Source organism: Streptomyces sp. NPDC040545, from assembly GCF_055595065.1.
In genome coordinates this window covers 194,656-216,344 of the sequence record NZ_JBVIWA010000002.1, presented here as the reverse complement: position 1 = coordinate 216,344, position 21,689 = coordinate 194,656, and the positions used below count along the sequence as shown (strand labels likewise).

22 protein-coding genes, 1 tRNA gene and 2 pseudogenes are annotated in these 21,689 nt (G+C 71.8%); 8 read left to right on the top strand and 17 right to left on the bottom strand.

The window, feature by feature from the left end; genetic code table 11:
• The first annotated feature begins 168 nt into the window (after positions 1 to 168).
• The 3 genes and pseudogenes from ACZ573_RS05960 to ACZ573_RS05950 all read left to right on the top strand — a co-directional run bounded on the left by ACZ573_RS05960 (position 169) and on the right by ACZ573_RS05950 (position 1,225).
• A complete protein-coding gene (locus ACZ573_RS05960) occupies positions 169 to 318 on the top strand; it encodes a hypothetical protein (protein WP_471299593.1) in 150 nt (49 codons plus the stop codon).
• 3 nt (positions 319 to 321) lie between these two features.
• A pseudogene (locus tag ACZ573_RS05955) lies at positions 322 to 858 on the top strand (DUF6879 family protein).
• A gap of 115 nt (positions 859 to 973) precedes the next feature.
• The gene (locus tag ACZ573_RS05950) at positions 974 to 1,225 is read left to right on the top strand and encodes a tyrosine-type recombinase/integrase (protein ID WP_471299590.1); all 252 of its coding nucleotides are present in this window, start codon (positions 974 to 976) and stop codon (positions 1,223 to 1,225) included.
• A gap of 122 nt (positions 1,226 to 1,347) precedes the next feature.
• Here the strand turns inward: ACZ573_RS05950 and ACZ573_RS05945 are convergent.
• Positions 1,348 to 1,421: transfer RNA gene (locus tag ACZ573_RS05945), tRNA-Pro, on the bottom strand.
• Between the two features lie 108 nt (positions 1,422 to 1,529).
• Between ACZ573_RS05945 and ACZ573_RS05940 the strand changes: the two genes are divergently transcribed.
• On the top strand, positions 1,530 to 2,003 hold the full coding sequence (locus ACZ573_RS05940) for a DUF309 domain-containing protein (RefSeq protein ID WP_471299587.1): 474 nt from the start codon (positions 1,530 to 1,532) through the stop codon (positions 2,001 to 2,003).
• A 223-nt stretch (positions 2,004 to 2,226) separates the two neighbouring features.
• Here the strand turns inward: ACZ573_RS05940 and ACZ573_RS05935 are convergent.
• From ACZ573_RS05935 to ACZ573_RS05910, 6 genes and pseudogenes are all read right to left on the bottom strand, one after another.
• Positions 2,227 to 2,431: pseudogene (locus ACZ573_RS05935) on the bottom strand (IS5/IS1182 family transposase); the annotation flags it as partial.
• Positions 2,432 to 2,627: 196 nt separating this feature from the next.
• Positions 2,628 to 3,263, bottom strand: a complete 636-nt coding sequence (locus ACZ573_RS05930) for a VOC family protein (RefSeq protein WP_471299584.1) — start codon at positions 3,261 to 3,263, stop codon at positions 2,628 to 2,630.
• A gap of 214 nt (positions 3,264 to 3,477) precedes the next feature.
• On the bottom strand, positions 3,478 to 3,873 hold the full coding sequence (locus ACZ573_RS05925) for a VOC family protein (protein WP_382550490.1): 396 nt from the start codon (positions 3,871 to 3,873) through the stop codon (positions 3,478 to 3,480).
• A gap of 4 nt (positions 3,874 to 3,877) precedes the next feature.
• Positions 3,878 to 4,510, bottom strand: coding sequence for a LutC/YkgG family protein (locus ACZ573_RS05920; RefSeq protein WP_471299580.1), 633 nt, complete (start codon positions 4,508 to 4,510; stop codon positions 3,878 to 3,880).
• A complete protein-coding gene (locus ACZ573_RS05915) occupies positions 4,507 to 5,979 on the bottom strand; it encodes a lactate utilization protein B (RefSeq protein WP_471300612.1) in 1,473 nt (490 codons plus the stop codon). Before ACZ573_RS05915 ends, ACZ573_RS05920 begins: the two co-directional genes overlap by 4 nt.
• Positions 5,980 to 5,996: 17 nt before the next feature.
• Positions 5,997 to 6,752 carry a (Fe-S)-binding protein gene (locus ACZ573_RS05910; RefSeq protein ID WP_471299577.1) on the bottom strand — a complete coding sequence of 252 codons (756 nt, stop codon included), beginning with the start codon at positions 6,750 to 6,752 and terminating at the stop codon, positions 5,997 to 5,999.
• 18 nt (positions 6,753 to 6,770) lie between these two features.
• Between ACZ573_RS05910 and cobF the strand changes: the two genes are divergently transcribed.
• The gene (gene cobF / locus ACZ573_RS05905; RefSeq protein WP_471299575.1) at positions 6,771 to 7,523 is read left to right on the top strand and encodes a precorrin-6A synthase (deacetylating); all 753 of its coding nucleotides are present in this window, start codon (positions 6,771 to 6,773) and stop codon (positions 7,521 to 7,523) included.
• Here cobF and ACZ573_RS05900 read toward each other — a convergent pair.
• The gene (locus ACZ573_RS05900; protein ID WP_471299572.1) at positions 7,510 to 8,670 is read right to left on the bottom strand and encodes an aminotransferase class V-fold PLP-dependent enzyme; all 1,161 of its coding nucleotides are present in this window, start codon (positions 8,668 to 8,670) and stop codon (positions 7,510 to 7,512) included. The two genes, cobF and ACZ573_RS05900, sit on opposite strands and share 14 nt — an antisense overlap.
• Positions 8,667 to 9,614, bottom strand: a complete 948-nt coding sequence (locus ACZ573_RS05895; protein ID WP_471299570.1) for a LysR family transcriptional regulator — start codon at positions 9,612 to 9,614, stop codon at positions 8,667 to 8,669. The genes ACZ573_RS05900 and ACZ573_RS05895 overlap by 4 nt, the downstream gene beginning before the upstream one ends.
• A 124-nt stretch (positions 9,615 to 9,738) precedes the next feature.
• Here ACZ573_RS05895 and ACZ573_RS05890 point away from each other — a divergent pair, with 124 nt between their 5' ends.
• Positions 9,739 to 10,080: a YybH family protein gene (locus ACZ573_RS05890; RefSeq protein ID WP_471300609.1), complete on the top strand. Its 342-nt coding sequence runs from the start codon at positions 9,739 to 9,741 to the stop codon at positions 10,078 to 10,080.
• A gap of 22 nt (positions 10,081 to 10,102) precedes the next feature.
• On the opposite strand, the gene ACZ573_RS05885 is transcribed toward ACZ573_RS05890, so the two are convergent.
• Complete coding sequence (locus ACZ573_RS05885; protein WP_471299567.1) at positions 10,103 to 11,770, bottom strand: glycoside hydrolase family 71 protein; 1,668 nt, start codon at positions 11,768 to 11,770, stop codon at positions 10,103 to 10,105.
• A 468-nt stretch (positions 11,771 to 12,238) separates the two neighbouring features.
• Here ACZ573_RS05885 and ACZ573_RS05880 point away from each other — a divergent pair, with 468 nt between their 5' ends.
• Both ACZ573_RS05880 and ACZ573_RS05875 read left to right on the top strand, forming a co-directional pair.
• Entirely contained in the window at positions 12,239 to 12,652 is a 414-nt protein-coding gene (locus ACZ573_RS05880) for a hypothetical protein (protein WP_189741309.1), read from the top strand.
• A gap of 399 nt (positions 12,653 to 13,051) precedes the next feature.
• Positions 13,052 to 14,044 carry a formylglycine-generating enzyme family protein gene (locus tag ACZ573_RS05875; RefSeq protein ID WP_471299564.1) on the top strand — a complete coding sequence of 331 codons (993 nt, stop codon included), beginning with the start codon at positions 13,052 to 13,054 and terminating at the stop codon, positions 14,042 to 14,044.
• On the opposite strand, the gene ACZ573_RS05870 is transcribed toward ACZ573_RS05875, so the two are convergent.
• From ACZ573_RS05870 to ACZ573_RS05840, 7 genes are all read right to left on the bottom strand, one after another.
• Entirely contained in the window at positions 14,025 to 14,801 is a 777-nt protein-coding gene (locus tag ACZ573_RS05870; protein WP_471299560.1) for a hypothetical protein, read from the bottom strand. The genes ACZ573_RS05875 and ACZ573_RS05870 overlap by 20 nt on opposite strands.
• A gap of 198 nt (positions 14,802 to 14,999) precedes the next feature.
• Entirely contained in the window at positions 15,000 to 17,219 is a 2,220-nt protein-coding gene (locus tag ACZ573_RS05865) for an NADP-dependent isocitrate dehydrogenase (protein ID WP_471299557.1), read from the bottom strand.
• Between the two features lie 223 nt (positions 17,220 to 17,442).
• Positions 17,443 to 17,796: a DUF805 domain-containing protein gene (locus ACZ573_RS05860; RefSeq protein WP_471299554.1), complete on the bottom strand. Its 354-nt coding sequence runs from the start codon at positions 17,794 to 17,796 to the stop codon at positions 17,443 to 17,445.
• 314 nt (positions 17,797 to 18,110) lie between these two features.
• Entirely contained in the window at positions 18,111 to 18,926 is an 816-nt protein-coding gene (locus tag ACZ573_RS05855; protein WP_471300606.1) for a chitosanase, read from the bottom strand.
• A 130-nt stretch (positions 18,927 to 19,056) separates the two neighbouring features.
• Complete coding sequence (corA, locus tag ACZ573_RS05850; RefSeq protein WP_471299552.1) at positions 19,057 to 20,139, bottom strand: magnesium/cobalt transporter CorA; 1,083 nt, start codon at positions 20,137 to 20,139, stop codon at positions 19,057 to 19,059.
• Between the two features lie 124 nt (positions 20,140 to 20,263).
• The gene (locus ACZ573_RS05845; RefSeq protein WP_301364775.1) at positions 20,264 to 20,656 is read right to left on the bottom strand and encodes a TOBE domain-containing protein; all 393 of its coding nucleotides are present in this window, start codon (positions 20,654 to 20,656) and stop codon (positions 20,264 to 20,266) included.
• A gap of 75 nt (positions 20,657 to 20,731) precedes the next feature.
• Complete coding sequence (locus ACZ573_RS05840; protein WP_471299549.1) at positions 20,732 to 21,640, bottom strand: LysR family transcriptional regulator ArgP; 909 nt, start codon at positions 21,638 to 21,640, stop codon at positions 20,732 to 20,734.
• Positions 21,641 to 21,689: the final 49 nt, after the last annotated feature.

Sequence of the window (21,689 nt, the reverse complement as noted above, 5' to 3'; positions counted from 1 at the left end):
CTAGAAGCACGTGGGCGCCGGGGTGAACGATGCTTCGATCTGCTTCTTGATCAACTTCCTGTGGTTCGCGCCGCTTCTTGTTCGTGGGCCCCCTGCACCCTTCTGCTTCCGGTGTTCAGGCGGCTACGGTTCGGAGCGGCTCGATTACAACGATCACTGGGAGGGGTCATGAAGCTGAGGTTCATCGTACGACGTCGTCGTTCGGGGTACAGGCCCACCGACGAGGAGGCTTTGGAGCAGCTGCGGGATGTACTGCCCGGTGAGACCTTCGTCGTGGTGCCGCGAGAACTCCTGACCCGCTTCGCGCCCAAGGAGTGAGCTGTGCCGAAGTTGATCGACAGCGATGAGATCGACCGTCTCTTCCGGGAGGGCTTTGAGCACACCGCCTGGCGCCTGGAGATCCGGCGGGCCTACCAGGTCGACTACGAAGGCGAGACCTAGCAGCGGTTCCTCCGGGGAGAAGAACCAGCTCGTGATCCCGATCGTCCGTGGCTCGTGAACATGCGGAGGCAAACCGGTTTGGGTAAGCGAGCCGAGCGGGTTCGGCTCATCGATGATCCGCCAACGACCTATCAGCGCTACGGACTTACCGGTGTTCCAGCTGCCATAGAGGCTGGCGAGGACGTCCGCTATCTACGCCGAGCGCAGGCGAAGGAAGCGGCCTTGCCCGCTGAGGACTTCTGGCTCTTTGACAGCCGGTGCGTCGCACTCTTCCACTATGAGGGCGATGAGCCCGTCGGCCTGGAGCTGATCGAAGACCCGGCTCGTGTGCTGCGGTACTGCCAAGTCCGTGACGCCGCCTGGCACTACGCCGTCCCCTACCGAGAGTTCGTCGCTCAAGTACCTTCCGCTGTGTGAGTACGGATTTTCAGCGAGCCAGAGAGGCCCTCGGTGCGCGTCTGCGGGAGCTACGCACCGAGGCCCGCCTCACCCACCGGGGCCTAGCAGTCCGCCTTGGCTGGCCCCCTCCAAGATGTCCAAGCTTGACAAGCTCCGCCGTGAGGCCCACCGGCTCATGGCAGAGGCCGGTGTGCGTAAGGTGCGCCTCTACGACGCCCGCCACGCGTGTCTCTCCTGGATGTCCAACAACGGCGTGCCTGACACCGTGGTCTCCGCGTGGGCGGGCCACAGCGACCTGTCCTTCACCAATCGGGTCTACGTGCACCCCGACCCGCAGAGTCTGCGGGCCGGTTCGGACAAGCTCGGTGAGCTGCTCGCCGACTGAGGGGAGAAGATCCACCAAGTGTGTGACGAAATGTGACACGGCGGCCCCAGAGAACACACAGAAGCCCTGCCTCACCGAAGTGAGACAGGGCTCTGATCTGCGACTACGAGGCGAACCTCTAGTCGGGACGACAGGATTTGAACCTGCGACCCCTTGACCCCCAGTCAAGTGCGCTACCAAGCTGCGCCACGTCCCGTTGTGCCTGCGACCTGGGGTTTCCCCCTGCCCGGTGGCACATGCAGAACATTACCCCACGACGAGGGGTGTGCACGCACGGGTAACCGGCGCGGGGCAGGATGGGGTGGTGAACGCACGGGATCGGGACGTCGACGGGCGGGCGCGCAGTGCGCGCCCGAGGGATGGGCTGGGGCGGCCGCTCGCCTACGGGGTGGCCGGGGTGGAGCGGCAGCCCGAGGGGGTGGTGCGCGCCCCCGGGGAGACCGTGCGGGAGGCGCAGCGGCTGCTGGACGCCGGGATGCCGTTCCACGCGCACGAGGTGTTCGAGGACGCCTGGAAGTCCGGGCCCGAGGCCGCGGCCCCGCTCTGGCGGGGGCTCGCGCAGCTCGCCGTCGGGTTGACGCACGCCGCGCGCGGCAACGCGGTGGGCGGGGCGCGGCTGCTGCGGCGCGGGGCCGCCGGGATCGAGGGGCTGGACGGGGGCCCGTACGGGGTCGACGTGCCGGGCCTCGTCCGGTGGGCCGGGGAGCTGGCCGGCCGGGTGGCGGACGGTGGCCCGGCCGTCGATGCCGCGCGGGAGGCGCCCAGGCTGGGACCGTAGTGCTGTGGCCGGGAAGGTTTGCCGGGTCGCGTCGTCCGGTGCGGTGGATCGCAAGGCGGAGGACCGCGGCTCGTACTGGACGTACTTGCGCGGTCCGACGACGCGGCGAGGCGCCGTGCCGGGCGTCGTGGCCCGGTGAACCTTCCCGGTCACAGCACTAGGTTCTGTCTCTTTGGTCAGCGTCGTGCCCAGATGAGGATGGCGGCGAGGTGGAGTGCCGCCCTACCGCTTCGAAGGCAGGTGCGTCGCCGGCCTGGCCCGCGGTGACGGTCAGGGACCGTGCACGGTCGCCGGCGGCCAGGTGGACCTTGGTGCTCAGGCCGCCGCGTGAGCGCCCGCGGGCGTGGTCGGCGGGCTCGCTGCGGCCTTCGGCCCTTTTTGCGCGCTCCGGCGGAATGCCGGTGGGCGCGGACGACGGTGGAGTCGACCGAGGCGGTCCTGCCGATGTCGTCACCGCCGTCCACGGACCCGATCGGCCGGCATCAGCGGCTCGATCCGGCCCCACGTCGCATCAGTGATCACTGATCGGGCAGACACATCCGATCAGCTGACCGACCCGTCGACGAGACACGCGCCGGCCAGGAGTCCGCAGCCGGCTGCTCCCGCCGGGCAGTCGGGCCCTGGTCAGATCGTGACCGGGCCGTGGGCGGTGGCGAACTCGACCGACACCAGGCCCGGTTCCTCGTCCTCGACCCAGGTGACGTCGATCTGGTCGAGGGGGTGGTCGGCCGGTTCGCCGAGGAATTCGGCGATGGAGGCGGCGTCGCCGGCGATGGAGACCCCGTGGATGGTGGTGGGGGTGCGCGGGTCGGCGCTCGGGCGCTCCTCGATGGGGACCGACCACTGAAGGAAGTAGGGCAGTTGCGGGTCGTCCAGCAGTTCCAGCAGGCCGATCTGCTTCCACCTCAGGTCGAACCCGTCGGGGCGGACACGGTGGCCCTCGGCCGAGGTGCGGCCGAGGCGGGCCTCGACCGGGGCGATGTCGTCGACGGAGACCACCCAACCGAGCCAGCCGCCGCCCTCGGCGGCGCGGCGCGCGACCGCCTGGCCGAAGGGTGCGCGGTCGGCGGCGGGGTGGTCGAGTGTGGTGACGACCTCGACGTAGGTGCCGCCGCTCAGCGGGAGAATGAAATTGCGTGTGCCGAATCGCGGGTGCACGCCTCCGTCGACGAACCCGGCGCCGAGGGCCGATCCGATCCACTGGACGGTCGAGACGAAGCTGTCGCGGGCCACCGCATAGGACACGTGATCAAGTCGCACTGCGCCAGCATCACCCGACAACCCGCACAAATCCCGACGCCACGCCCGCCGCCCCGGCCGCGTCCGCCGTGGATTCAGCCGTAGAGCGGATCGATCATCGTCACCCCGGTGGGAAGAGGGCCGCGGCTCGTACTGGACGTACCTGCGCGGTCCGGCAACGCGGCGAGGTGCCGTGCCGGGCGTCGTGACCGGGTGAACCTTTCCGGTCGCAGCGCTAGGAGGTGGCGGGCTGGAGGAGGTCCCAGCGGTTGCCGTACAGGTCTTCGAAGACGGCGACGGAGCCGTACGGTTCGTGGCGCGGCTCTTCCAGGAAGCGGACGCCCTCGGCGGTCATCCGGGCGTGGTCGCGGGTGAAGTCGTCGGTGTACAGGAAGTGGCCGACGCGGCCGCCGGTCTGGTCGCCGACGCGGGAGCGCTGGGCCTCGTCCTTGGCCCGGGCCAGGAGGAGCGCGGATTCGGTGGCGCCGGGCGGGCGGACCACGACCCAGCGGGAGCCGTCCGGGCGGGCGGTGTCCTCGGCGAGGTCGAAGCCGAGGGCGCGGGTGTAGAAGTCGATGGCCTCGTCGTAGTCGTGGACGAGGAGGGCCGTGAGGGCGATGTGCGAGGGCATGCCCTCATTGTGTGCCTACGAGGATCACTTCCAGGGTGCGGGGGCCATGGACGCCCTCCACCCGGTCGAGTTCGATGTCGCTGGTGGCGGAGGGGCCTGAGATCCAGGTCAGGGGGCGGGCCGGGTCGAGGAGCGGCAGGGCCTGCGGGACGGAGTCCACCACCTGGTCGGGGACGCGGACCACGCAGATGTGGTGGTCCGGGATCAGGGTGATGCGCCTCCGGCCCTGGTCGGGGCCGCCGTCGAGGACGATCGTGCCGGTCTCGGCGACGGCCAGGGCGCAGCCGGTGACCACGCTGTCGACCTGGTCCAGTTCGTACGGGGTGGAGGCCGCCCGGTCGGGTACCCGGGTGGGGCCCCCGGCCGGGAGCCAGTGCGGGGGCAGGCCGGGCGGGACGAGCACCGACCGGGCGCTCCGCGCGTCGAGGAGCCGCGTCAGCAGCGCGGGCAGCGCCTCCTCGTCGGTGCGGTGGACCACGGCCCGGTACTCGGCGAGGCGGTCGGCGAGCAGGTCCACCCGCTCGGCCGGGGTCCGGGCGCCGTGGACGGGGAGGTAGTCGCGGGGGACCGGCGCCGCGGGCGCCTCGTCGCGCAGCGCCCGGCGGATCCGGCCCAGGATGCGGTCCTTGCTGCTCATCGCTGGGTGCTCCGTTCCCGGGCCCACCAGTCGCGGAAGGACTGCGCCGCGACGGTGGGCAGTTCGCGGCTGTCGGTCCAGGCCCGCCCGGCTCCGGGGAGCCGGCGGGGGGCCAGCCGCCGGGCCCTGGCCAGCAGGCGCTCCCCCGCGCGCAGGGCGCCCGGGTGGTCCAGGAGCAGCCGGGCGGCGCGCATGGCGGCCCGTTCGGCGGTGTGGCCGTCGGCGGGGCGGAGGGTGACGCGGACGCCGTCGCGGGTCACCGGGCCGCCCTGGGCGACCCGTTCGCGGAGGTGGACGAGGACCTCGGGGATGTCGATGGCCACCGGGCAGACCTCGTAGCAGGCTCCGCACAGGGTGGACGCGTAGGGCAGGGAGGCGTCGATCGCGCTGCCGGTGCCGCGGAGCTGGGGGCTGAGGATCGCGCCGATGGGGCCCGGGTAGACGGAGCCGTAGGCGTGGCCGCCGGCGCGCTCGTAGACCGGGCAGACGTTGAGGCAGGCGGAGCAGCGGATGCAGCGCAGGGCCTGGCGGCCGGTCTGGTCGGCGAGGGTGTCGGTGCGGCCGTTGTCGAGGAGGACGAGGTGGAAGGCGGCGGGGCCGTCGCCGTCCGCCCCTCGTGAAGGGCCCAGCCCGGTCCACATCGTCGTGTACGGGTTCATCCGTTCGGCGGTCGAGGAGCGCGGCAGTGTCTGGAGGAAGATCTCCAGGTCGCGGAAGGTCGGGACGACCTTCTCGATGCCGACGACGGAGATGAGGGTCTCGGGCAGGGTCAGGCACATCCGGCCGTTCCCCTCGGATTCCAGGACGACCATCGTGCCGGTCTCGGCGACCATGAAGTTGGCCCCGGACACGGCGACCTTGGCGCGCAGGAACTTCTCGCGCAGGTGCAGGCGGGCCGCCTCGGCGAGTTCCCGCGGGTCGTCGCCGAGGGGTTCGGGCGCCGGCCGGCCCCAGCCGCCCATCTCGGCGCGGAAGATGTCGCGGATCTCGGCCCGGTTGCGGTGGATGGCCGGGACCAGGATGTGGGAGGGGCGGTCGTGGCCGAGCTGCACGATGAGTTCGGCGAGGTCGGTCTCGTACGCGGCGATCCCGGCGGCTTCCAGGGCCTCGTTGAGCCCGATCTCCTGGGTGGCCATGGACTTGACCTTGACGACCTCGCGCTCGCCGGTCGCGCGGACCAGTTCCGTGACGATCCGGTTGGCCTCGTCCGCGTCGGCGGCCCAGTGGACGGTGCCGCCGGCGGCCGTGACGGCTTCCTCCAACTGCAGCAGGTAGCGGTCGAGATGGCGCAGGGTGTGGTCCTTGACGGCCTTGCCCGCGGCGCGCAGCCGGTCCCAGTCGGCGAGTTCGGCGACGGCCCGGGCGCGTTTGTCGCGGATGGTGTGCGTGGCGTGCCGGAGGTTGGCGCGCAACACCTCATCCCGGACGGCCTCACGGGCGGCGGCGGGGAAGGCGGGAAAGGCGGGCATGCCCAGGTGGGTACGGGTCACGGCAGCGGCTCCTCCTCGGTCGCGGCCAGGATCTCGGCGAGGTGCAGGGTCCGCAGCGGGCTGTCCGCGCGGCGCAGCAGGCCGTCCAGGTGGGCGAGGCAGGAGTTGTCGGCGCCGCACAGCACCTGGGCGCCGGTGCCGGCCGCTGCCGTGATCTTGTCGGTGCCCATGGAGGTCGAGAGCTCCGGGTTCTTGACGGCGAAGGTGCCGCCGAAGCCGCAGCACTCCTCGGCGCCCGGCAGCTCGACCAGGTCCAGGCCCTTGACGGCGGCCAGCAGCCGCCGCGGCCGGTCCCCGAGCCCGAGGCCGCGCAGGCCGTGACAGGAGGGGTGGTAGGTGACGGTGTGCGGGAAGTACGCGCCGACGTCGGTCACCCCGAGCACGTCGACCAGGAATTCGGTCAGCTCGTACACGCGCGGCGCGAGCGCGGCGGCCGCCTCGGCGAGCTCGCTGCCGCGCCCTTCGGCCTCCGCCTTCCGGCCGATGCGCGGGTAGTGCTCGCGGATCATCGCGGCGCAGGATCCGGAGGGGGTGACCACGTACGCGTGTCCCGCGAAGGCCCGAGCGGTACGCCGCATCAGCGGCTCGGTCTCGTACCGGTACCCGGTGTTGTACTGCGGCTGCCCGCAGCAGCTCTGGGCCGCCGGGAAGTCCACGCCGACCCCGAGCCGCTCCAGGAGGCGTACGACGGCGATGCCGGTCCGCGGGTAGAGCGCGTCATTGACGCAGGTGACGAACAGGGCGGCTCGCATGATGGGCACAATAGCCCGGTGAAGAAGTTCTCAGTGATCGGCATAGGCGCGGGCGACCCGGACCATCTGACCCTCCAGGCGGTCAGGGCGATCGGCGCGGCGGACGCATTCCTCATCCTGGAGAAGGGCGAGGAGAAGGCGGATCTGACCGGGCTGCGGCGCGCGATGCTCGACGCGCACGCCCGCCCGGGCCACCGGCTGGTGGAGGGCCGCGACCCGGACCGGGACCGGACGCCCGCCGACTACGCCCCGACGGTGGACGGCTGGCGCAGCGCGCGGGCCGGACTCTTCGAGCGCTTCATCGCGGAGGATCTGGCGGACGGCGAGACCGGGGCGTTCCTGGTCTGGGGCGATCCCTCCCTCTACGACTCCACGCTCGCGATCCTCGACGAGGTGCTGGAGCGCGGCCGGGTGACCTTCGAGCACGAGGTCGTGCCGGGCATCAGCAGCATCTCGGCGCTGCTGGCACGGCACCGGACCAACCTGAACCGGGTCGGGCGCCCGGTCCAGATCACCACCGGCCGCAGGCTGGCCGAGGGCTGGCCGGACGGCGTGGACGACGTGGTGGTGATGCTGGACGCGCGGCACGCCTTCACCGCCCACCTGGACCAGGACCTCTTCATCTACTGGGGGGCCTACGTGGGCACCCCGGACGAGATCCTGGTCTCGGGCAAGCTCGCGGAGGTCGCCGGGCGGATCGAGGAGCTGCGTACCGAGGCCCGCGCCCGCAAGGGCTGGATCATGGACACGTACCTGCTCAGGCGCGGCTGAGGCAGGCCGGGAGGACGGCGGCGAGGCGTTCGTACTCCTCGGGCCGGTTGTAGATCTGGCCGCAGACGCGGATGCCGCCGCCGCCCGGCCAGGGCCAGATCAGCACCCGGATGCCCTGTTCGGCCGCGATCCGTTCGCGCAGCGCGCGGGCCCGGTCCGGGGTGTCGGCGACCCCGGCCGGCAGGCGCAGGGTGCGCATGGCGAGGGCCTCGCCGTGCGGGAGCGGGGTGAGCCCGGGGAGCTCGGCGAGGAGGGCCGCTCCGTGGGCGGCCAGTGCGCTGTTGTGGGCCCGGACCTTGGCCGCGTCGAGGCGTTCGAGGAGGTCCAGCCCCTCGGGGGCGGCGAGCCAGCCGGTGTAGTCGGCGGTGGCGCGGTTCTCGACGGACCGCGGGAATCCGTGCTGGTCCTCCCAGGACGGTACGAGGGCCCTGATCCGGCGGCGGTGCTGCGGGGCGACGGCCAGGACCGCGCTGCCGGAGGGCGCGTAGCCCCATTTGTGCAGGTTGCCGAACCAGAAGTCGGCGCCGCCCGCGAGGGGGTCGGGGAGCATGCCCAGGGCGTGGGCGCCGTCGACGACGGTGGTGACCCCGCGTTCGCGCAGGTCCGCGAGGAGCCGGGGGGAGGCGATGACGCGGGCGGTGGGCGAGCTGACGTGGTCGAGTACGGCCACCTTCGTCCGGGGTGTCAGCGCGGCCAGCACCCTCTCGCGTACGGCGTCCTCGTCGGGCAGGTGGGGGTCCAGGGCCACGGTGGTGACCGGGGCGCGGCGGGCGGCGGCCGCGACGACGGTGCCGTAGCCGTGGTCGGTGACCAGGATCTCGTCGCCGTCGGCGAGCGGGACGGCGTCCAGGGCGAGGTTGGCGCCCTCGGTGGCGTTGGCGATGAAGGCGATCCCGTCGGGGTCGGCGCCGAGGTGGGCGGCGATCCGTGTGCGGGCCTCGGCGAGGCGGTCCGGGACGGCGGTGAAGAAGGCGTCGGGGTCGGCGTGGACCTCGGCGCGGAGCGTGGCCTGGGCTTCCTGGACGGGGACGGGCACCGCTCCGAAGGAGCCGTGGTTCAGGTGGGCGACGCGGGGGTCGAGGCGGAAGAGGGCGGGTCCGCCGGGGAACTCGTGGGCGGATCCGGCGGGACGTATCGGCTCGGTCACTGCTCCTCCGGTGATGCGGCGCGGCTGTCCTGCGGATCATCTCCCGCGGCCGCCTGCTCCGGTAGACCGCCGCCGAAGGCCCGGCGCCCGTGCGCGAGCAGCTCGCGCACGGCGGGGCCGTGCGCGGGGCGCCAGACCAGGCAGAGCAGGGCGGGGATGTCGATGTCGTCGAGGACGCGGGCGCTGAGCCGGTCGCGGTAGCTCTCGGCCATGGATTCGCTGAGGACGGCGACGCCCAGGCCGCGGGCGGCGAGGTCGGCCATGGCGTCCGCGGCCCCGGCCTGCAGGGCGATCACGGGCCGGACCCCCTGTGCGGCGCAGGCCTGGTCGAAGACCGTGCGCAGGCCGGTGCCGGCGGGCATGCAGATGACCGGGTGGCCGGCGAGGTCGCGCAGGGTGACCCGGCGCCGGTGGGCCAGCGGGTGATCGGGCGGGACCGCGACGACGAGCCGCTCGCTGACGAGCGTGAGGGCTTCCAGTCCGGCCGGTGCGGCGGTGGCGGTCCCGATGAGGGCCACGTCGACCGTGCCGGCGCGGACCCCTTGGACGAGCCGGTCGGAGTTGTCCTCCAGCAGGGCGATCTCCACGCCGGGGTGGGCGCGGTGGAAGGCGGCGAGGGCGTCGAAGAGCGGGGTGACGGTGCAGCCGACGACCATGCCGACCGTGATCCGGCCCCGGATCACGCCGGCCACGTCCCCGACCGCCTGGCCGACCGCCCCGGCGGCGGCGAGCGCGGCCCGGGCGGGTGCGAGCGCGGCCGCTCCGGCCGCGGTGAGGGTGGCGGTGCGGGCCGAGCGGTCGAACAGCTCGGCGCCGAGCTCCCGTTCCAGCTGGCGGATCTGGGCGCTGATCCCGGACTGGCTGATGTGCACCCGCTCGGCCGCCCGGGTGAAGTTCTGTTCCTCGGCGACGGCGACGAAGTAGGCGAGCTGCCTCAGTTCCATGACTGGAGATTCTAGTTACCAGAAGATCCATCTGTTGGACTTCTGGTCGTGGGGAGATCAGGCTGGAGGTACGAAGCGCGGCGGACGCGCACACCCCAGGGAGGAAGTCGTGTACGAGAAGGCGATGCGGCCCGAGGACATCACCCGCCTGTTCGTCGAGCGTTCCAACGCCGGGGACGCGGCGGGGGTCGCCGCGCTCTACGAGGAGGACGCGGTGATGGCGTACCCGCCCGGAGAGCGTACGGTGGGCCGCGAGGCGATCCGGGCGCTGTGGGAGAAGGTGCTGGCCCACCGCCCGGTCTTCGAACCGGAGGCCCCGCTGCCGACGCTGGTCAGCGGCGGCATCGCGCTCACCTCGACCCCGCCGAAGGACGGCTCCGGGGCTCGCGCGCAGGTCGTGCGGCGCCAGAGCGACGGCAGCTGGCTGCGCCTGCTCGACCAGCCGGAATTCACCCCTCCGGCCTGATCGGCAAGAGGCTCCTTGGCCCCTACGATTCGCGGCCGCTGGTCGCCGCGTAGTACTGGAGGTCCTGCACCTCCACCGTGTGGTCCACCCGGTACGGCAGGTCGACCTTCACTCCGGCCTTGCCGTCCCGGACGACCTGCGCCGAGCTGGTGCCCGCCGTCAGCGGGAGCAGCTGCGAGTGGATCCCGGCGGGGGCCTCGTAACTGCCGTCCGTGGTGCCGACGGCCGTCCGGACGGCTCCGGCCCCGGTGAGGAAGCTGAGCACCTCCACCTTGTCCCGGGCCGGGGCGCTCCCCTTGCGGAGCGACATCACCAGCGACTGGTCGCCGGTCGGGTCGGCGTCCGCGAACTGGGTGCGCGCGCAGAGGTAGAGGGTGTCCCGGACGATCTTCGGCCAGCTGCCCGTCTTGAACTTGGTCAGGTAGTACGAGCTCAGGTCCAGGTACGCGTGGCCGTTGTGCAGGGAGGGGGCGAACTGGCTGCCCTCCGAATAGTCGTTCCAGGTGGTGAGCTGCACCCAGTCGGCGCCGTCCTCGATGGCGTGCGTCCAGGTCGAGCGCAGGGTCGCGGTGTTGCCCGCCTCGTCGTAGATGCCCTGGTTGGGGCGGGCGTCCTGGACCGACACCGGCTGCATCCAGATCTTGCCCATGTCGTGGGCCCGCTGGACGTCGCGCGTGGAGCTCTCCTGGCCGACGTAGCTGCGGCTGCCCCACTCGGAGAAGCCGTGGCTGATCGGGGCGAACTCGCCGCTGTGGGCACCGAAGTCGAGGAAGAGCGGGACGAAGGCGGTATGGATGCCGTGGTCGGACTTCAGGCGGCCGATGACCTCGGTCCACCAGCCGACGCTCTTCTCCTCCGCCTTGAACGGGGAGACCACGAGGCGGCCGTCGGGGAGCCGGTGCGCGGCGGAGGCGTCGGCGAGCGTGGCGATCGCGCCGGCGAGTACGGCGGGGTCGTCGGTCTTCAGCGAGGTCATGTCCGGCATCAGCATGATCTTGAAGGCGGGATCCACCGAACGGGCGGCCGCCATCAGCAGGTTGCAGCGGTCCCAGTTCTTGCCGGAGAGGGAGAGCAGGTCGAGGGTGAAGCCGTCGATGCCCGCCGCACGGGCCGTGCGCACCTCCTGCTGGAGGTTGGCGTACTCCCAGTCACCGCTCTTCGGGGCCACGGGCAGCGGCCGGTCGCGCAGCAGACCGCCGTACCGGCCGTGCTTCCCGCTCTCGCCGTCGGGGTCGAGGTAGTTGCGGGTGTAGTAGTCCCGGTCCGCGGCCGCGTTGTCGAGGGAGAGCGGGTAGGGGGTGAAGTAGTGGGCGAACACCAGCTTCTTGCCCGCGCCGCCGGAACGCAGGGCGGGCGGCGAGGGCATGTCGAAGGGCAGGGCTCCGGTGGGGCGTTCGGCTCCGGAGTCCACCGCGCCCTTGGGGGTGCCCTTGGCGGCCGCGCCCTTGGTGGGCTCCGGGGGCTCGGCGGGGGACGGGGTGGCCGAGCCGGGAGTGCCGGACGCGCCGCCGGTCCCGGTGGGAGCCGGCAGTCCGCCGCCACGGGCGGCGGCCTCCTGTACGGAAGCCGCGTCGCGGGGGTCCCAGGCGATTCCGGTGGCCGCGCAGACACCGAACAGGAAGAAGGCGGAGAGCAGCGTGGCGAGCAGCGGCCTGCGGCCCCGGAAGGCCGGCCGGCGCCGGTGCGACACGGGTCCGGCCGCCCGCCCCGCGCGCCGGGCCCGCCGGGCCGCACGATGCTGTGCTCGCCGGTCCGTTCGCCGGTCCGCTGTCATTCTGGTCCCTTCCGCGAATACGCCCCTCGTAGGGGCTGCACAGCAGTAGAGCCCAATCCCGGCTTCCGGACAACCGTTCCCAGGAGCAGGAGTTCGAGTACGTACGTCACGCGGACCACGGGAACTACGCCGCCCGTCCGGCAGTCCGGACGATGTCCCCACCTGGGCCGCAGCGAACGCCTTCGCCGGAATGCGACATTCCCCTAGCCTTACGGCACAAGTGGCGCATAATCGTCGTCACGCGGCTCGAAAAAACCCTCTTGCCGCACTTGGTCACGCATGCAGTGGGGGCATCGTGCCGATGAGGGAATCCGGGGCATGGGGGAAGCCGGGTCGATGAGGGAAAACGGCTTATCGGGAACGCTGCCGGCGACGTCCGCCGAAATGTCCCGGCTGCTCACCGCCGTCCGGCGGGGGCGCGTGCTGACCGTGGCGGGAGCCTTCCGCGAGCCGCGGAGCCTGCTGGTACGGGAGATCGCGCGGCGGATCGCGTCCAACTTCTACGACGGGGTGGCCGTCGTCGCCATGAACCCGCAGCACGGCGGCTACGGAGTCCGCGAGCTGACGGCCGAACTGGGCTCCGTACCGGGCATGCCCGCCCCGGCCTGCGGGACGGCGAACACCGCCTCGTGGCTGGCCGAACGGGACATGCTGCTCGTCCTGGACGGCGCGGAGCAGCTCGGCCCGGACGCCCTGGCCTGGCTGCGGAACCTGCTGGCCGTGGCGCCGGGGCTGCGGATCCTGGCGGCCGGGCGGTCCCCGCTGGCCTTCGAGCAGGAGCGGATCCACCGGCTCTGATCCGCCGGTCCGGGCCACCCGGATCCCGTACCACCGAGCCCGTTACGTGCGCGGCACAGCGCCGCCATGGAGCCGCCACAGCCCCGCCACGGTGCTGCCACACCCCGGTCCTAGGGTCTGACCGGCGGGTTCGACGGTGCGCGAGCAGCGCCGCGAACCTCCGTGCGTACGTTCCCGCCCCCGCACGTACAGGTGACCCTTCGTGAGCGAGCACACCGGCACGCCCCGGAACGCGCCCCGCACCGCCCCGGTCGGCAGACGCGGCTTCCTCGCGGGCGCCGCGGCGGTGGCCGCGCGGCCGGCCGCCGACCGCGCCGGCTGACCCGGGAGCGGATCCGCACCGCTCCGGCCACCCCCGTACGTCCCCGTACGTCCATATACGTCCCCCAGGAGAGATCCATGCCGCCCGAGCCCTGCTGCACCCCCGGACGCGAGCCCGCCGCCGAGGTCCTGACCCTGGCCCGGCGGCCGGAACCCGCGCCCGTGGGGGCTCCGGCTGCGGACCCCTCGGCGGCCCGGGCCGTACGCGACCTCGTCGCCCTCGCGGGGGGCCGGTTCCTGATGGGGACGGAGGACCCGGACGGGTTCCCGGCGGACGGCGAGGGGCCGGTACGTCCGGAGGTGGTCGGGGCGTTCCGCATCGCCCCGACCACCGTCACCAACGCGCAGTTCGCGTCCTTCGTGAAGGCCACCGGCCACGTCACGGAGGCGGAGTCCTTCGGCTTCAGCTTCGTCTTCGCGGGTTTCCTGACCGGCGAACTCGCGGCCGCCTCGCCCGCGGTGGCCGGGACCCCGTGGTGGCGGGCCGTCTCCGGGGCCGACTGGCGCCGTCCGGAAGGGCCCGGTTCCTCCTTCGCCGCCCGCCAGAACCACCCCGTGGTCCACGTCTCCTGGCACGACGCCCAGGCGTACTGCGCCTGGTCCGGGACCCGGCTGCCCACGGAGCCGGAATGGGAGTTCGCCGCGCGCGGCGGGCTGGAGCAGAAGCGCTACCCGTGGGGCGACGAGCTGCTCCCCGGCGGCCGCTACATGTGCAACATCTGGAACGGTGACTTCCCGGTGCACAACACCCGGGCCGACGGCTACGCGGGCACGGCCCCGGCCAAGGCCTTCCGGCCCAACGGGTACGGGCTCTACCAGACGGTCGGCAACGTGTGGGAGTGGTCCGCCGACCGCTTCTCCCCCGCCGGCCCGGAACGGACCATGCGCGGCGGCTCCCACATGTGCCACGACTCGTACTGCAACCGGTACCGGGTCGCGGCGCGCACCCGCAACACCCCTGACAGCTCCGCCGGCAACATCGGCTTCCGGGTGGCCGCGGACGTGGCCTCGGACAGGGCCGTGGACGGGGACGCGGACGGGGCCGCCGGGCTCAGCCGAGCTGTCGGCTGAGCCGGCGCCACACCGGGGCCGGGCAGCGCCCCTGCGGCCGGGACTTGAGGAACATCCCGTAGTCGACCCGGCGCGGCGGACGGCCGAACTCCACCCAGTGGTCGCGGCCGGAGGCCTTGTCCCAGCCGTCGTTGGGCATCCGGATGTGGTCGGCGCGGCCGTCCTTGTCCTTGGTGGTGATCTGGGCGACCTCCGCGTGGCCGGGATGGACGGCCAGCACCACACAGTAGTGCCGCAGCTGCCGCGCCGGATCCTCGCGCAGCGGCACCATGGCCAGCCAGATCTCCCCCGGCGCCGGCCGGCGGGTGCCGACGGCGACGCGCGGGCCGCCGCGCGAGGCGTCCCACCGGCGGACCGCCACGACGAAGGCGAGCGCCACCAGTCCGGCGGCCATGCTCTCGGCCGTGGCCCGGACGTTCCACACCGGGTACTGCCCGACCCTGCTCTCCGTCCACCACAGCGCGCCGGCGACGAGCGCGAGCAGCGCCGCCGCCCGGACCGGGACCAGCCACCAGCCGCCGGTCCGCCGCCGCGACGCGAACAGGGCCAGCAGCAGGGCCACGACGGCCGGGACGGCGTGGACGAGGAGGTACTGGCCGAAGCCGTGCAGCCGCTGCGGCGGTGACTGCTCGGCGAGCAGATCGGGCAGCGCCACCGGCACCGCCAGCAGATAGCCGACGGTGGGCAGGACGAACAGCACGAGCAGGAGTGCCAGGCAGCCGATACCACCGCAGGACGTGTCGGAACGACGTGCCACAGAACCCCCAGAGCGTTTTCGGTGCAGCCCCCGGGGGCACCGAACCCGAACGCTAGCGCAGGGCCCACTCCGCGGCCAGGAGCCCCATGACGGCCCGGTCCCCGAAGGCGCCGGACACGGCTCCGCCCCGGCGGGCACGGGGCCGGCCGGGGCGGAGCGGGTCACGTCGTCAGGGACGCGCGGGTACGGCTGCCGGCATCAGCCCAGGAGGGCGAGCGCCTGGTTGAGGGTCGTGGACGGGCGCATGATCGCCTCGGCCTTCGTGGCGTCGGGCCGGTAGTACCCGCCGATGTCGGCCGGGGAGCCCTGCACCGCGATCAGCTCGCCGACGATCTTCTCCTCGGACTCGGCCAGCGTCTTGGCCAGCGGGTCGAAGGCCGCCGCCAGCTTCGGGTCGTCGGTCTGGCGCGCCAGCTCCTGCGCCCAGTACAGGGCGAGGTAGAAGTGGCTGCCGCGGTTGTCGATGCCGCCCAGCTTGCGGCTCGGCGACTTGTCCTCGTTGAGGAAGGTGCCGGTCGCGCGGTCCAGGGTGTCGGCCAGCACCTGGGCGCGGGCGTTGCCGGTGGTGGTCGCGAGGTGCTCGAAGCTGGCGGCCAGCGCGAAGAACTCGCCCAGGCTGTCCCAGCGCAGGTAGTTCTCCTTGACCAGCTGCTGGACGTGCTTCGGGGCGGAGCCGCCGGCGCCCGTCTCGAAGAGGCCGCCGCCGTTCATCAGCGGGACGACCGACAGCATCTTGGCGCTGGTGCCCAGCTCCAGGATGGGGAAGAGGTCGGTCAGGTAGTCACGCAGCACGTTGCCGGTCACCGAGATGGTGTCCTCGCCGCGGCGGATGCGCTCCAGGGAGAAGGCGGTGGCCTCGACCGGGGAGAGGATCTTGATGGTCAGGCCCTCGGTGTCGTGCTCGGCGAGGTACGTCTTGACCTTGGCGATCAGCTGCGCGTCGTGGGCGCGGGTCTCGTCCAGCCAGAAGACGGCCGGGACGCCGGTGGCGCGGGCGCGGGTGACGGCGAGCTTGACCCAGTCCTGGATCGGCAGGTCCTTGGTCTGGCAGGCGCGGAAGATGTCACCGGCGGCGACCTCCTGCTCCAGGACCGTGTTGCCCGCGGCGTCGACCAGGCGGACGGTGCCGGCGGTGGCGATCTCGAAGGTCTTGTCGTGGCTGCCGTACTCCTCGGCCTTCTGCGCCATGAGGCCGACGTTCGGGACCGAGCCCATGGTGGACGGGTCGAAGGCGCCGTGGGTGCGGCAGTCGTCGACGACGACCTGGTAGACACCGGCGTAGCTGCTGTCCGGGAGGACGGCGAGGGTGTCGGCCTCGGCGCCGTCCGGGCCCCACATGTGGCCGGAGGTGCGGATCATGGCCGGCATCGAGGCGTCGACGATGACGTCGGACGGCACGTGCAGGTTGGTGATGCCCTTGTCGGAGTCGACCATCGCGAGGGCCGGGCCCTCGGCGATCTCGGCGTCGATCGAAGCCTTGACGGCGTCGCCGTCGGGCAGCGCGCCCAGGCCGTTCAGGATGGCGCCCAGACCGTCGTTGGGCGACAGGCCGGCGGCGGCCAGGGTCTCGCCGTAGCGGGCGAAGGTCTTCGGGAGGAAGGCGCGGACCACGTGGCCGAAGATGATCGGGTCGGAGACCTTCATCATCGTGGCCTTGAGGTGCACGGAGAACAGCACGCCCTCGGCCTTGGCACGCTCGATCTGGTCGTTCAGGAAGGTGCGCAGCGCATCCACGTGCAGGACGGACGCGTCCACGACCTCACCGGCGAGGACCGGTACGGACTCGCGCAGCACCGTGGTGGCGCCGTCGGCGGCGACGTGCTCGATGCGCAGCGTGCCGGCCTCGGAGATGACGGTGGACTTCTCGGTGGAGCGGAAGTCGTTCGCGCCCATGGTGGCGACGTTCGTCTTCGACTCGGTGGTCCAGGCGCCCATGCGGTGCGGGTGCGTCTTGGCGTAGTTCTTGACCGAGGCGGGGGCGCGGCGGTCGGAGTTGCCCTCGCGCAGGACCGGGTTGACGGCGCTGCCCTTGACCTTGTCGTAGCGGGCGCGGATGTCGCGCTCCTCGTCGGTCTTCGGGTCGTCCGGGTAGTCCGGGAGGGCGTAGCCCTGGCCCTGGAGCTCGGCGACCGCGGCCTTGAGCTGCGGGATCGAGGCCGAGATGTTCGGAAGCTTGATGATGTTGGCTTCCGGGGTCTTCGCCAGCTCACCGAGCTCGGCGAGGGCGTCGGCGATCCGCTGGCTCTCCTGGAGGTACTCCGGGAAGACGGCGATGATCCGACCGGCCAGGGAGATGTCACGGGTCTCGACATTCACACCGGCCGTCGACGCGTATGCCTGGATCACAGGCAGGAAGGAATACGTCGCGAGGGCCGGGGCCTCGTCAGTGTGCGTGTAGATGATGGTCGAGTCAGTCACCGGATGCTCCGCTCCACAGTCTGCGTCTCTCGTCTGCAACATTGCTCGACATCAAGATATCTCGTGATCGGGCCGCTCTGGACAGCCCCCGGCCGCCAGTCCGGGAGACGCGTGTCACGCGGGCCCCGGCGGGCCCCGGAAAAGGCGAAAGCGCCGCCCCCGGCTTGTCCCGGCCAGGGGTGGCGCTCAGGCATTCAGGCCTTGATCAGGCCCGTACGGCAGATCAGGCGGCGTAGGCCTTCGGGTCCGGGCCGTACTGGTTCGGCTGCGGCTGACCGGCGGTGGCCAGGAGAACGATGAACCAGATGAAGCCGACGAAGGGCACCAGGCCGATCAGGATCCACCAGCCGGACTTGCCGGTGTCGTGCAGGCGGCGGACGGCGACACCCAGGCTCGGCAGGAGGACGGCGACGAAGTAGAGGCTGTACAGGACCGGGGAGGTGCCCAGCACGCCGTCGAGGATCGTCAGGATGACCGCGGCGGCCAGGTTGAAGAGGAAGAACATCCAGTACTCCTGGCGGCGCGCGCGGCCGGAGAAGACGGCGTACTTCTTCAGAACGTCAAGGTAGTGGTTCATGAGGGTCCCCCCAGAGGACGGTTGGTTCGGCCCGTCCTGCTGGAGCAAGCCGGGGCAGAACTTATGCCCCCCTTACGTCGCGGTCAAGCCACTTCCGGGGAGGCCAAATCGGCTGGACCGCCCGATTTCCGGCACCGGAGTTACGACTTCGGGACACAGCCGCAACACCATGTCCCTGAACGTCCGAAACGTCCGCACACGAGGCCCACTTGACGCCCCCGCAGCTGCTCTGATCGTTACCCACATCGTTATCGCCCCGCGACACCGCGGGCCGGGACGGGGAGGAGGGCTCCGCCCCGGTCCGCGGCGCACCGTCAGCCGATGCGGAAGGAGTCCCCGTAGACCTTCCAGTCGAGCGGCGTATCGAGGTTCAGATTGCCCTTCTTCAGGAAGACCCGCTGCGCGGTGTCGACCCGGCTGGTGTCGCTGTGCGCCTCCTCCTGCTTCATCGCCCAGACCCGGGCGTCGAGGAAGGCGTGCAGGTATGCGGTCTCGTTGCCGCCCTGGGACGGGGGCTTGGCCTTGGACAGGGCGCGCTTGCGGATGTTGCGGAAGCTGGTGGAGTCGCCGCCGTCGCCGTGCATGACGATGGCGTCGTAGTACATGAACTGGCCCAGCACGCCGATCCCGTCGGACTTGCCCTGGTTCACCGACGGGTTGAAGTAGACCCGGTCGCGCTCGTGGTCCTGGGCCCTCCTGAAGTCGGCGTCCTGGGCCGCCTTCGCCCAGTCCTTGGTGAAGTTCGGATCGAGGCCGGCGTGCGAGTCGCTGCCGTCGACCTTGCGCAGGGCGGGGAGGTACTTGGCGAGGACGTTGCCCGGCTTGATCTGGGTGTAGTACTCGACGAGGTCGAGCATGTCTCCGGTGCCGGAACAGAATCCGATGATGCCGGCCGTGTAACCGCGGCCGTCGTCTATGTCCTCTATGTACTTGTACTGCGCCTTCCAGTCCAGCGAGGAGTTCTCCGCGCTGGAGACGATCTTCATGGCGATCTCCTTCTTCGCCGGATCGTCGAGTCCTGCGGCTGCCACCGCCGTGCTCTCCGCCGCAGGGGCGGGGGCCGTGGTGGCGTGGGCGGCGACGGGGACGGCGATCAGCGCACTGCCGAGCAGTGCGCCGATCGCCAGCATCTTGCGGTGGGGGGTGAACACAAGGCCTCCATCTGGTAGTTGAGGCGTCCCAGCTTCGTTAGGAAACTTTACTACCAGAGCTGACGGCAGCTCAATACCCGGGCGCACCCCAAGGAATGACCCCGTCCGGTCAGAGCCAGCCGTTACGCCTGAAGCCCCGGTGGATGACGAAGCAGGCGAGCGCCATCACGCCGAGGACCAGCGGATAGCCGTAGGTCCAGTGCAGTTCGGGCATGTGGTCGAAGTTCATGCCGTACACGCCGCAGACCATGGTCGGGACGGCGACGATCGCCGCCCATGCCGTGATCTTGCGCATGTCCTCGTTCTGGGCGACGGTCACCTGCGCCAAGTGGGCCTGCAGGATGGAGTCGAGGAGGTTGTCGTAGGCGCCGATCTGCTCCGTGGCCCGGGTCAGATGGTCCGCCACGTTCCGGAAGTACGCGCGGGTCTCCGGCGGGATGACCGGTATCGGCTGCGTGGCCAGCTGCTGGAGCGGACGGCTCAGCGGTGCCACCGCCCGTCGCAGCTCCAGGAGTTCGCGCTTGAGCTGGTAGATCCGGCCCGCGTCGCCGCGGCCTCCGTCCTCACTGAACACCGCGGTCTCGACGGCGTCGATGTCGTTCTGCACCGCGTCCGTCACGCCCACGTAGTCGTCGACCACGTGGTCGGCCATCGCGTGCAGAACGGCCGCGGGTCCGTTGGCCAGTTGGTCCGGGGCGGCCTCCAGCTCCTCGCGGACCGGGCCCAGCGTGCCGCGGCCGCCGTGCCGGATGGTGATGATGAAGTCCTGGCCGGTGAAGGCCATCAGTTCGCCGGTCTCCACCACCTCGCTGGTCGCGGTCAGCTCCTCGTGCTCCACGTAGCGCACGGTCTTGAAGACGGAGAACAGCGTGTCGTCGTAGCGCTCCACCTTGGGGCGCTGGTGCGCGTTCACGGCGTCCTCGACCGCGAGGGGGTGCAGGCCGAACAGCTCGGCGAGCCCGGCCAGCTCCGACCTCGCCGGCTCGTGCAGGCCGATCCAGACGAAGCCGTCACCCGTCTTGCGGACCCGGCGCAGCGCCTCCTCGACCTCCGCGCAGTCGTCCTGCCGGACGCCGTCCCGGTAGATCACGCAGTTGACCACCGCACTGCCGAGCGGGGAGCGGGACGGGTGGCTGAGGTCGACGGCCCGCCGGTAGCTGCGCCGCACGACCCGGCGCAGGTTGCTGAACATGGACAAGGCGTACTCCCCTTCGGCGGATCAGCGGCCAGTCTGCCATCGCCACCGGAACGCCTGCGTCCGGGCTCACCGCCCCGGGCGGTAGTTCGCCGTCCGGGGCGGTACTCCGCCGTCCGCGTCAGACCTTGTCGATGAACACGCTCGTCGACTTCACCCGCGCCGTGGCCCGCGCGCCGACTTCCAGCCCGAGTTCCTCCACCGCCTCGCGCGTCAGCAGCGACACGATCCGGTGGGGTCCGGCCTGGATCTCCACCTGCGCGTCGACCGTGCCGAGCTTCACCCCGGTGACGATGCCGGGGAAGGCGTTGCGGGCCGAGGTGTACGGGGCCTCCTCGCCCTCGGCGCCCTCCTGTGCGGCCTCGACGCAGAAGGCGGCCAGGTCGGGCCCGTCCACCATCCGGCGTGTGCCCTCGCGGTGGGTGGGGAACCGGTCGGCATCCGCCCAGCGCCGGGCCGTGTCGACGCTGACGCCGAGCAGCCGGGCCGCCTGGCCGATCGTGTAGGACTCCATGGTCCGCAGCTTAGGGGGTGCGTTGTGGATCATGCCCGATCACGCCCGATCCGGACCGATCCGGATCGGGCCCGGTCACCCGGCAGGGTGGCGGAGCGACTCCCGGGCCGCCGCCGCGATCACTTCCGCGACCGTCGACAGCGCGGGCGAGTCGAGCCTCCACTGCTGCCAGTACAGGGGTACGTCCATCGGTCGGAGCGGCTCCAGCAGCACCAGCTGCCCCGTCCGCACCAGCGGTCTCGCCTGCTGCTCCGGCACCAGCCCCCACCCCAGCCCCGCGACCACCGCGTCCCGGAAGCCCTCCGACGTCGGTATGTAGTGCCGTACCGGCCCCGCACCGGCCGGCGGATCCCCCGTCAGCGCGCGGACGAAGGCGTCCTGGAGGTCGTCCTTGCGGTCGAAGACGATCGTCGGCGCCTCGCGCAGGTCCCGCTCCGGCTCCCCCGTCAGGTACCGGGCCGCGAACGCGGGGCTCGCCGTCGGCAGGTACCGGGCCAGTCCCAGCATCCGTACGCTGCACCCGGCCACCGGGTCGGGCGAGGAGGTCACCGCCGCCATCACCTGTCCCTCCCGCAGCAGCGCGGTCGTGTGGGACTCGTCCTCGCGGTGGAGCTCGATGCAGACCGGCGGATCCTGCGGCACCCGCGCGAGCGCGGGCAGGAACCAGGTGGCGAGGGAGTCCGCGTTCACCGCGATCGGCAGCCGCACCGGGCCCATCCCGTCGGCCATCCCCAGCTCGGCGCGCGCGTCGCGCTCCAGGCGGGCCAGCTGCCGGGCGAAGCGGATCACCACCTCCCCGGACTCGGTCACCCGCACCGGCTTCGTCCGCATCAGCAGCACCCGCCCGGTCCGCTGCTCCAGCGCCTTGACCCGTTGGCTGACCGCGGAGGGGGTCACGTGCAGGGCGGCCGCCGCCGCGTCGAAGGTGCCCTCGTCCACCACGGCGAGCAGCGTGCGTACCTGGTCCAGCGGAAGCTCGTCCATCACAAGCGCTAATGGTACGTAAAAATCTTTAGCTGTACTGAACCGATCT

Excerpts from the sequence above, each read along its gene's own strand:
- corA (WP_471299552.1), bottom strand. The coding sequence starts at position 20,139 with ATGTTCAGCAACCTGCGCCGGGTCGTGCGGCGCAGCTACCGGCGGGCC.
- ACZ573_RS05960 (WP_471299593.1), top strand. The coding sequence starts at position 169 with ATGAAGCTGAGGTTCATCGTACGACGTCGTCGTTCGGGGTACAGGCCC.
- ACZ573_RS05855 (WP_471300606.1), bottom strand. The coding sequence starts at position 18,926 with ATGCTGGCGATCGGCGCACTGCTCGGCAGTGCGCTGATCGCCGTCCCC.
- ACZ573_RS05890 (WP_471300609.1), top strand. The coding sequence starts at position 9,739 with ATGCGGCCCGAGGACATCACCCGCCTGTTCGTCGAGCGTTCCAACGCC.
- ACZ573_RS05920 (WP_471299580.1), bottom strand. The coding sequence starts at position 4,510 with ATGAGCAGCAAGGACCGCATCCTGGGCCGGATCCGCCGGGCGCTGCGC.
- ACZ573_RS05840 (WP_471299549.1), bottom strand. The coding sequence starts at position 21,640 with ATGGACGAGCTTCCGCTGGACCAGGTACGCACGCTGCTCGCCGTGGTG.
- ACZ573_RS05860 (WP_471299554.1), bottom strand. The coding sequence starts at position 17,796 with ATGAACCACTACCTTGACGTTCTGAAGAAGTACGCCGTCTTCTCCGGC.
- ACZ573_RS05950 (WP_471299590.1), top strand. The coding sequence starts at position 974 with ATGTCCAAGCTTGACAAGCTCCGCCGTGAGGCCCACCGGCTCATGGCA.
- ACZ573_RS05925 (WP_382550490.1), bottom strand. The coding sequence starts at position 3,873 with ATGCCCTCGCACATCGCCCTCACGGCCCTCCTCGTCCACGACTACGAC.
- ACZ573_RS05895 (WP_471299570.1), bottom strand. The coding sequence starts at position 9,614 with ATGGAACTGAGGCAGCTCGCCTACTTCGTCGCCGTCGCCGAGGAACAG.
- ACZ573_RS05845 (WP_301364775.1), bottom strand. The coding sequence starts at position 20,656 with ATGGAGTCCTACACGATCGGCCAGGCGGCCCGGCTGCTCGGCGTCAGC.
- ACZ573_RS05880 (WP_189741309.1), top strand. The coding sequence starts at position 12,239 with ATGTCCCGGCTGCTCACCGCCGTCCGGCGGGGGCGCGTGCTGACCGTG.
- ACZ573_RS05915 (WP_471300612.1), bottom strand. The coding sequence starts at position 5,979 with ATGCCCGCCTTTCCCGCCTTCCCCGCCGCCGCCCGTGAGGCCGTCCGG.
- ACZ573_RS05875 (WP_471299564.1), top strand. The coding sequence starts at position 13,052 with ATGCCGCCCGAGCCCTGCTGCACCCCCGGACGCGAGCCCGCCGCCGAG.
- ACZ573_RS05910 (WP_471299577.1), bottom strand. The coding sequence starts at position 6,752 with ATGCGAGCCGCCCTGTTCGTCACCTGCGTCAATGACGCGCTCTACCCG.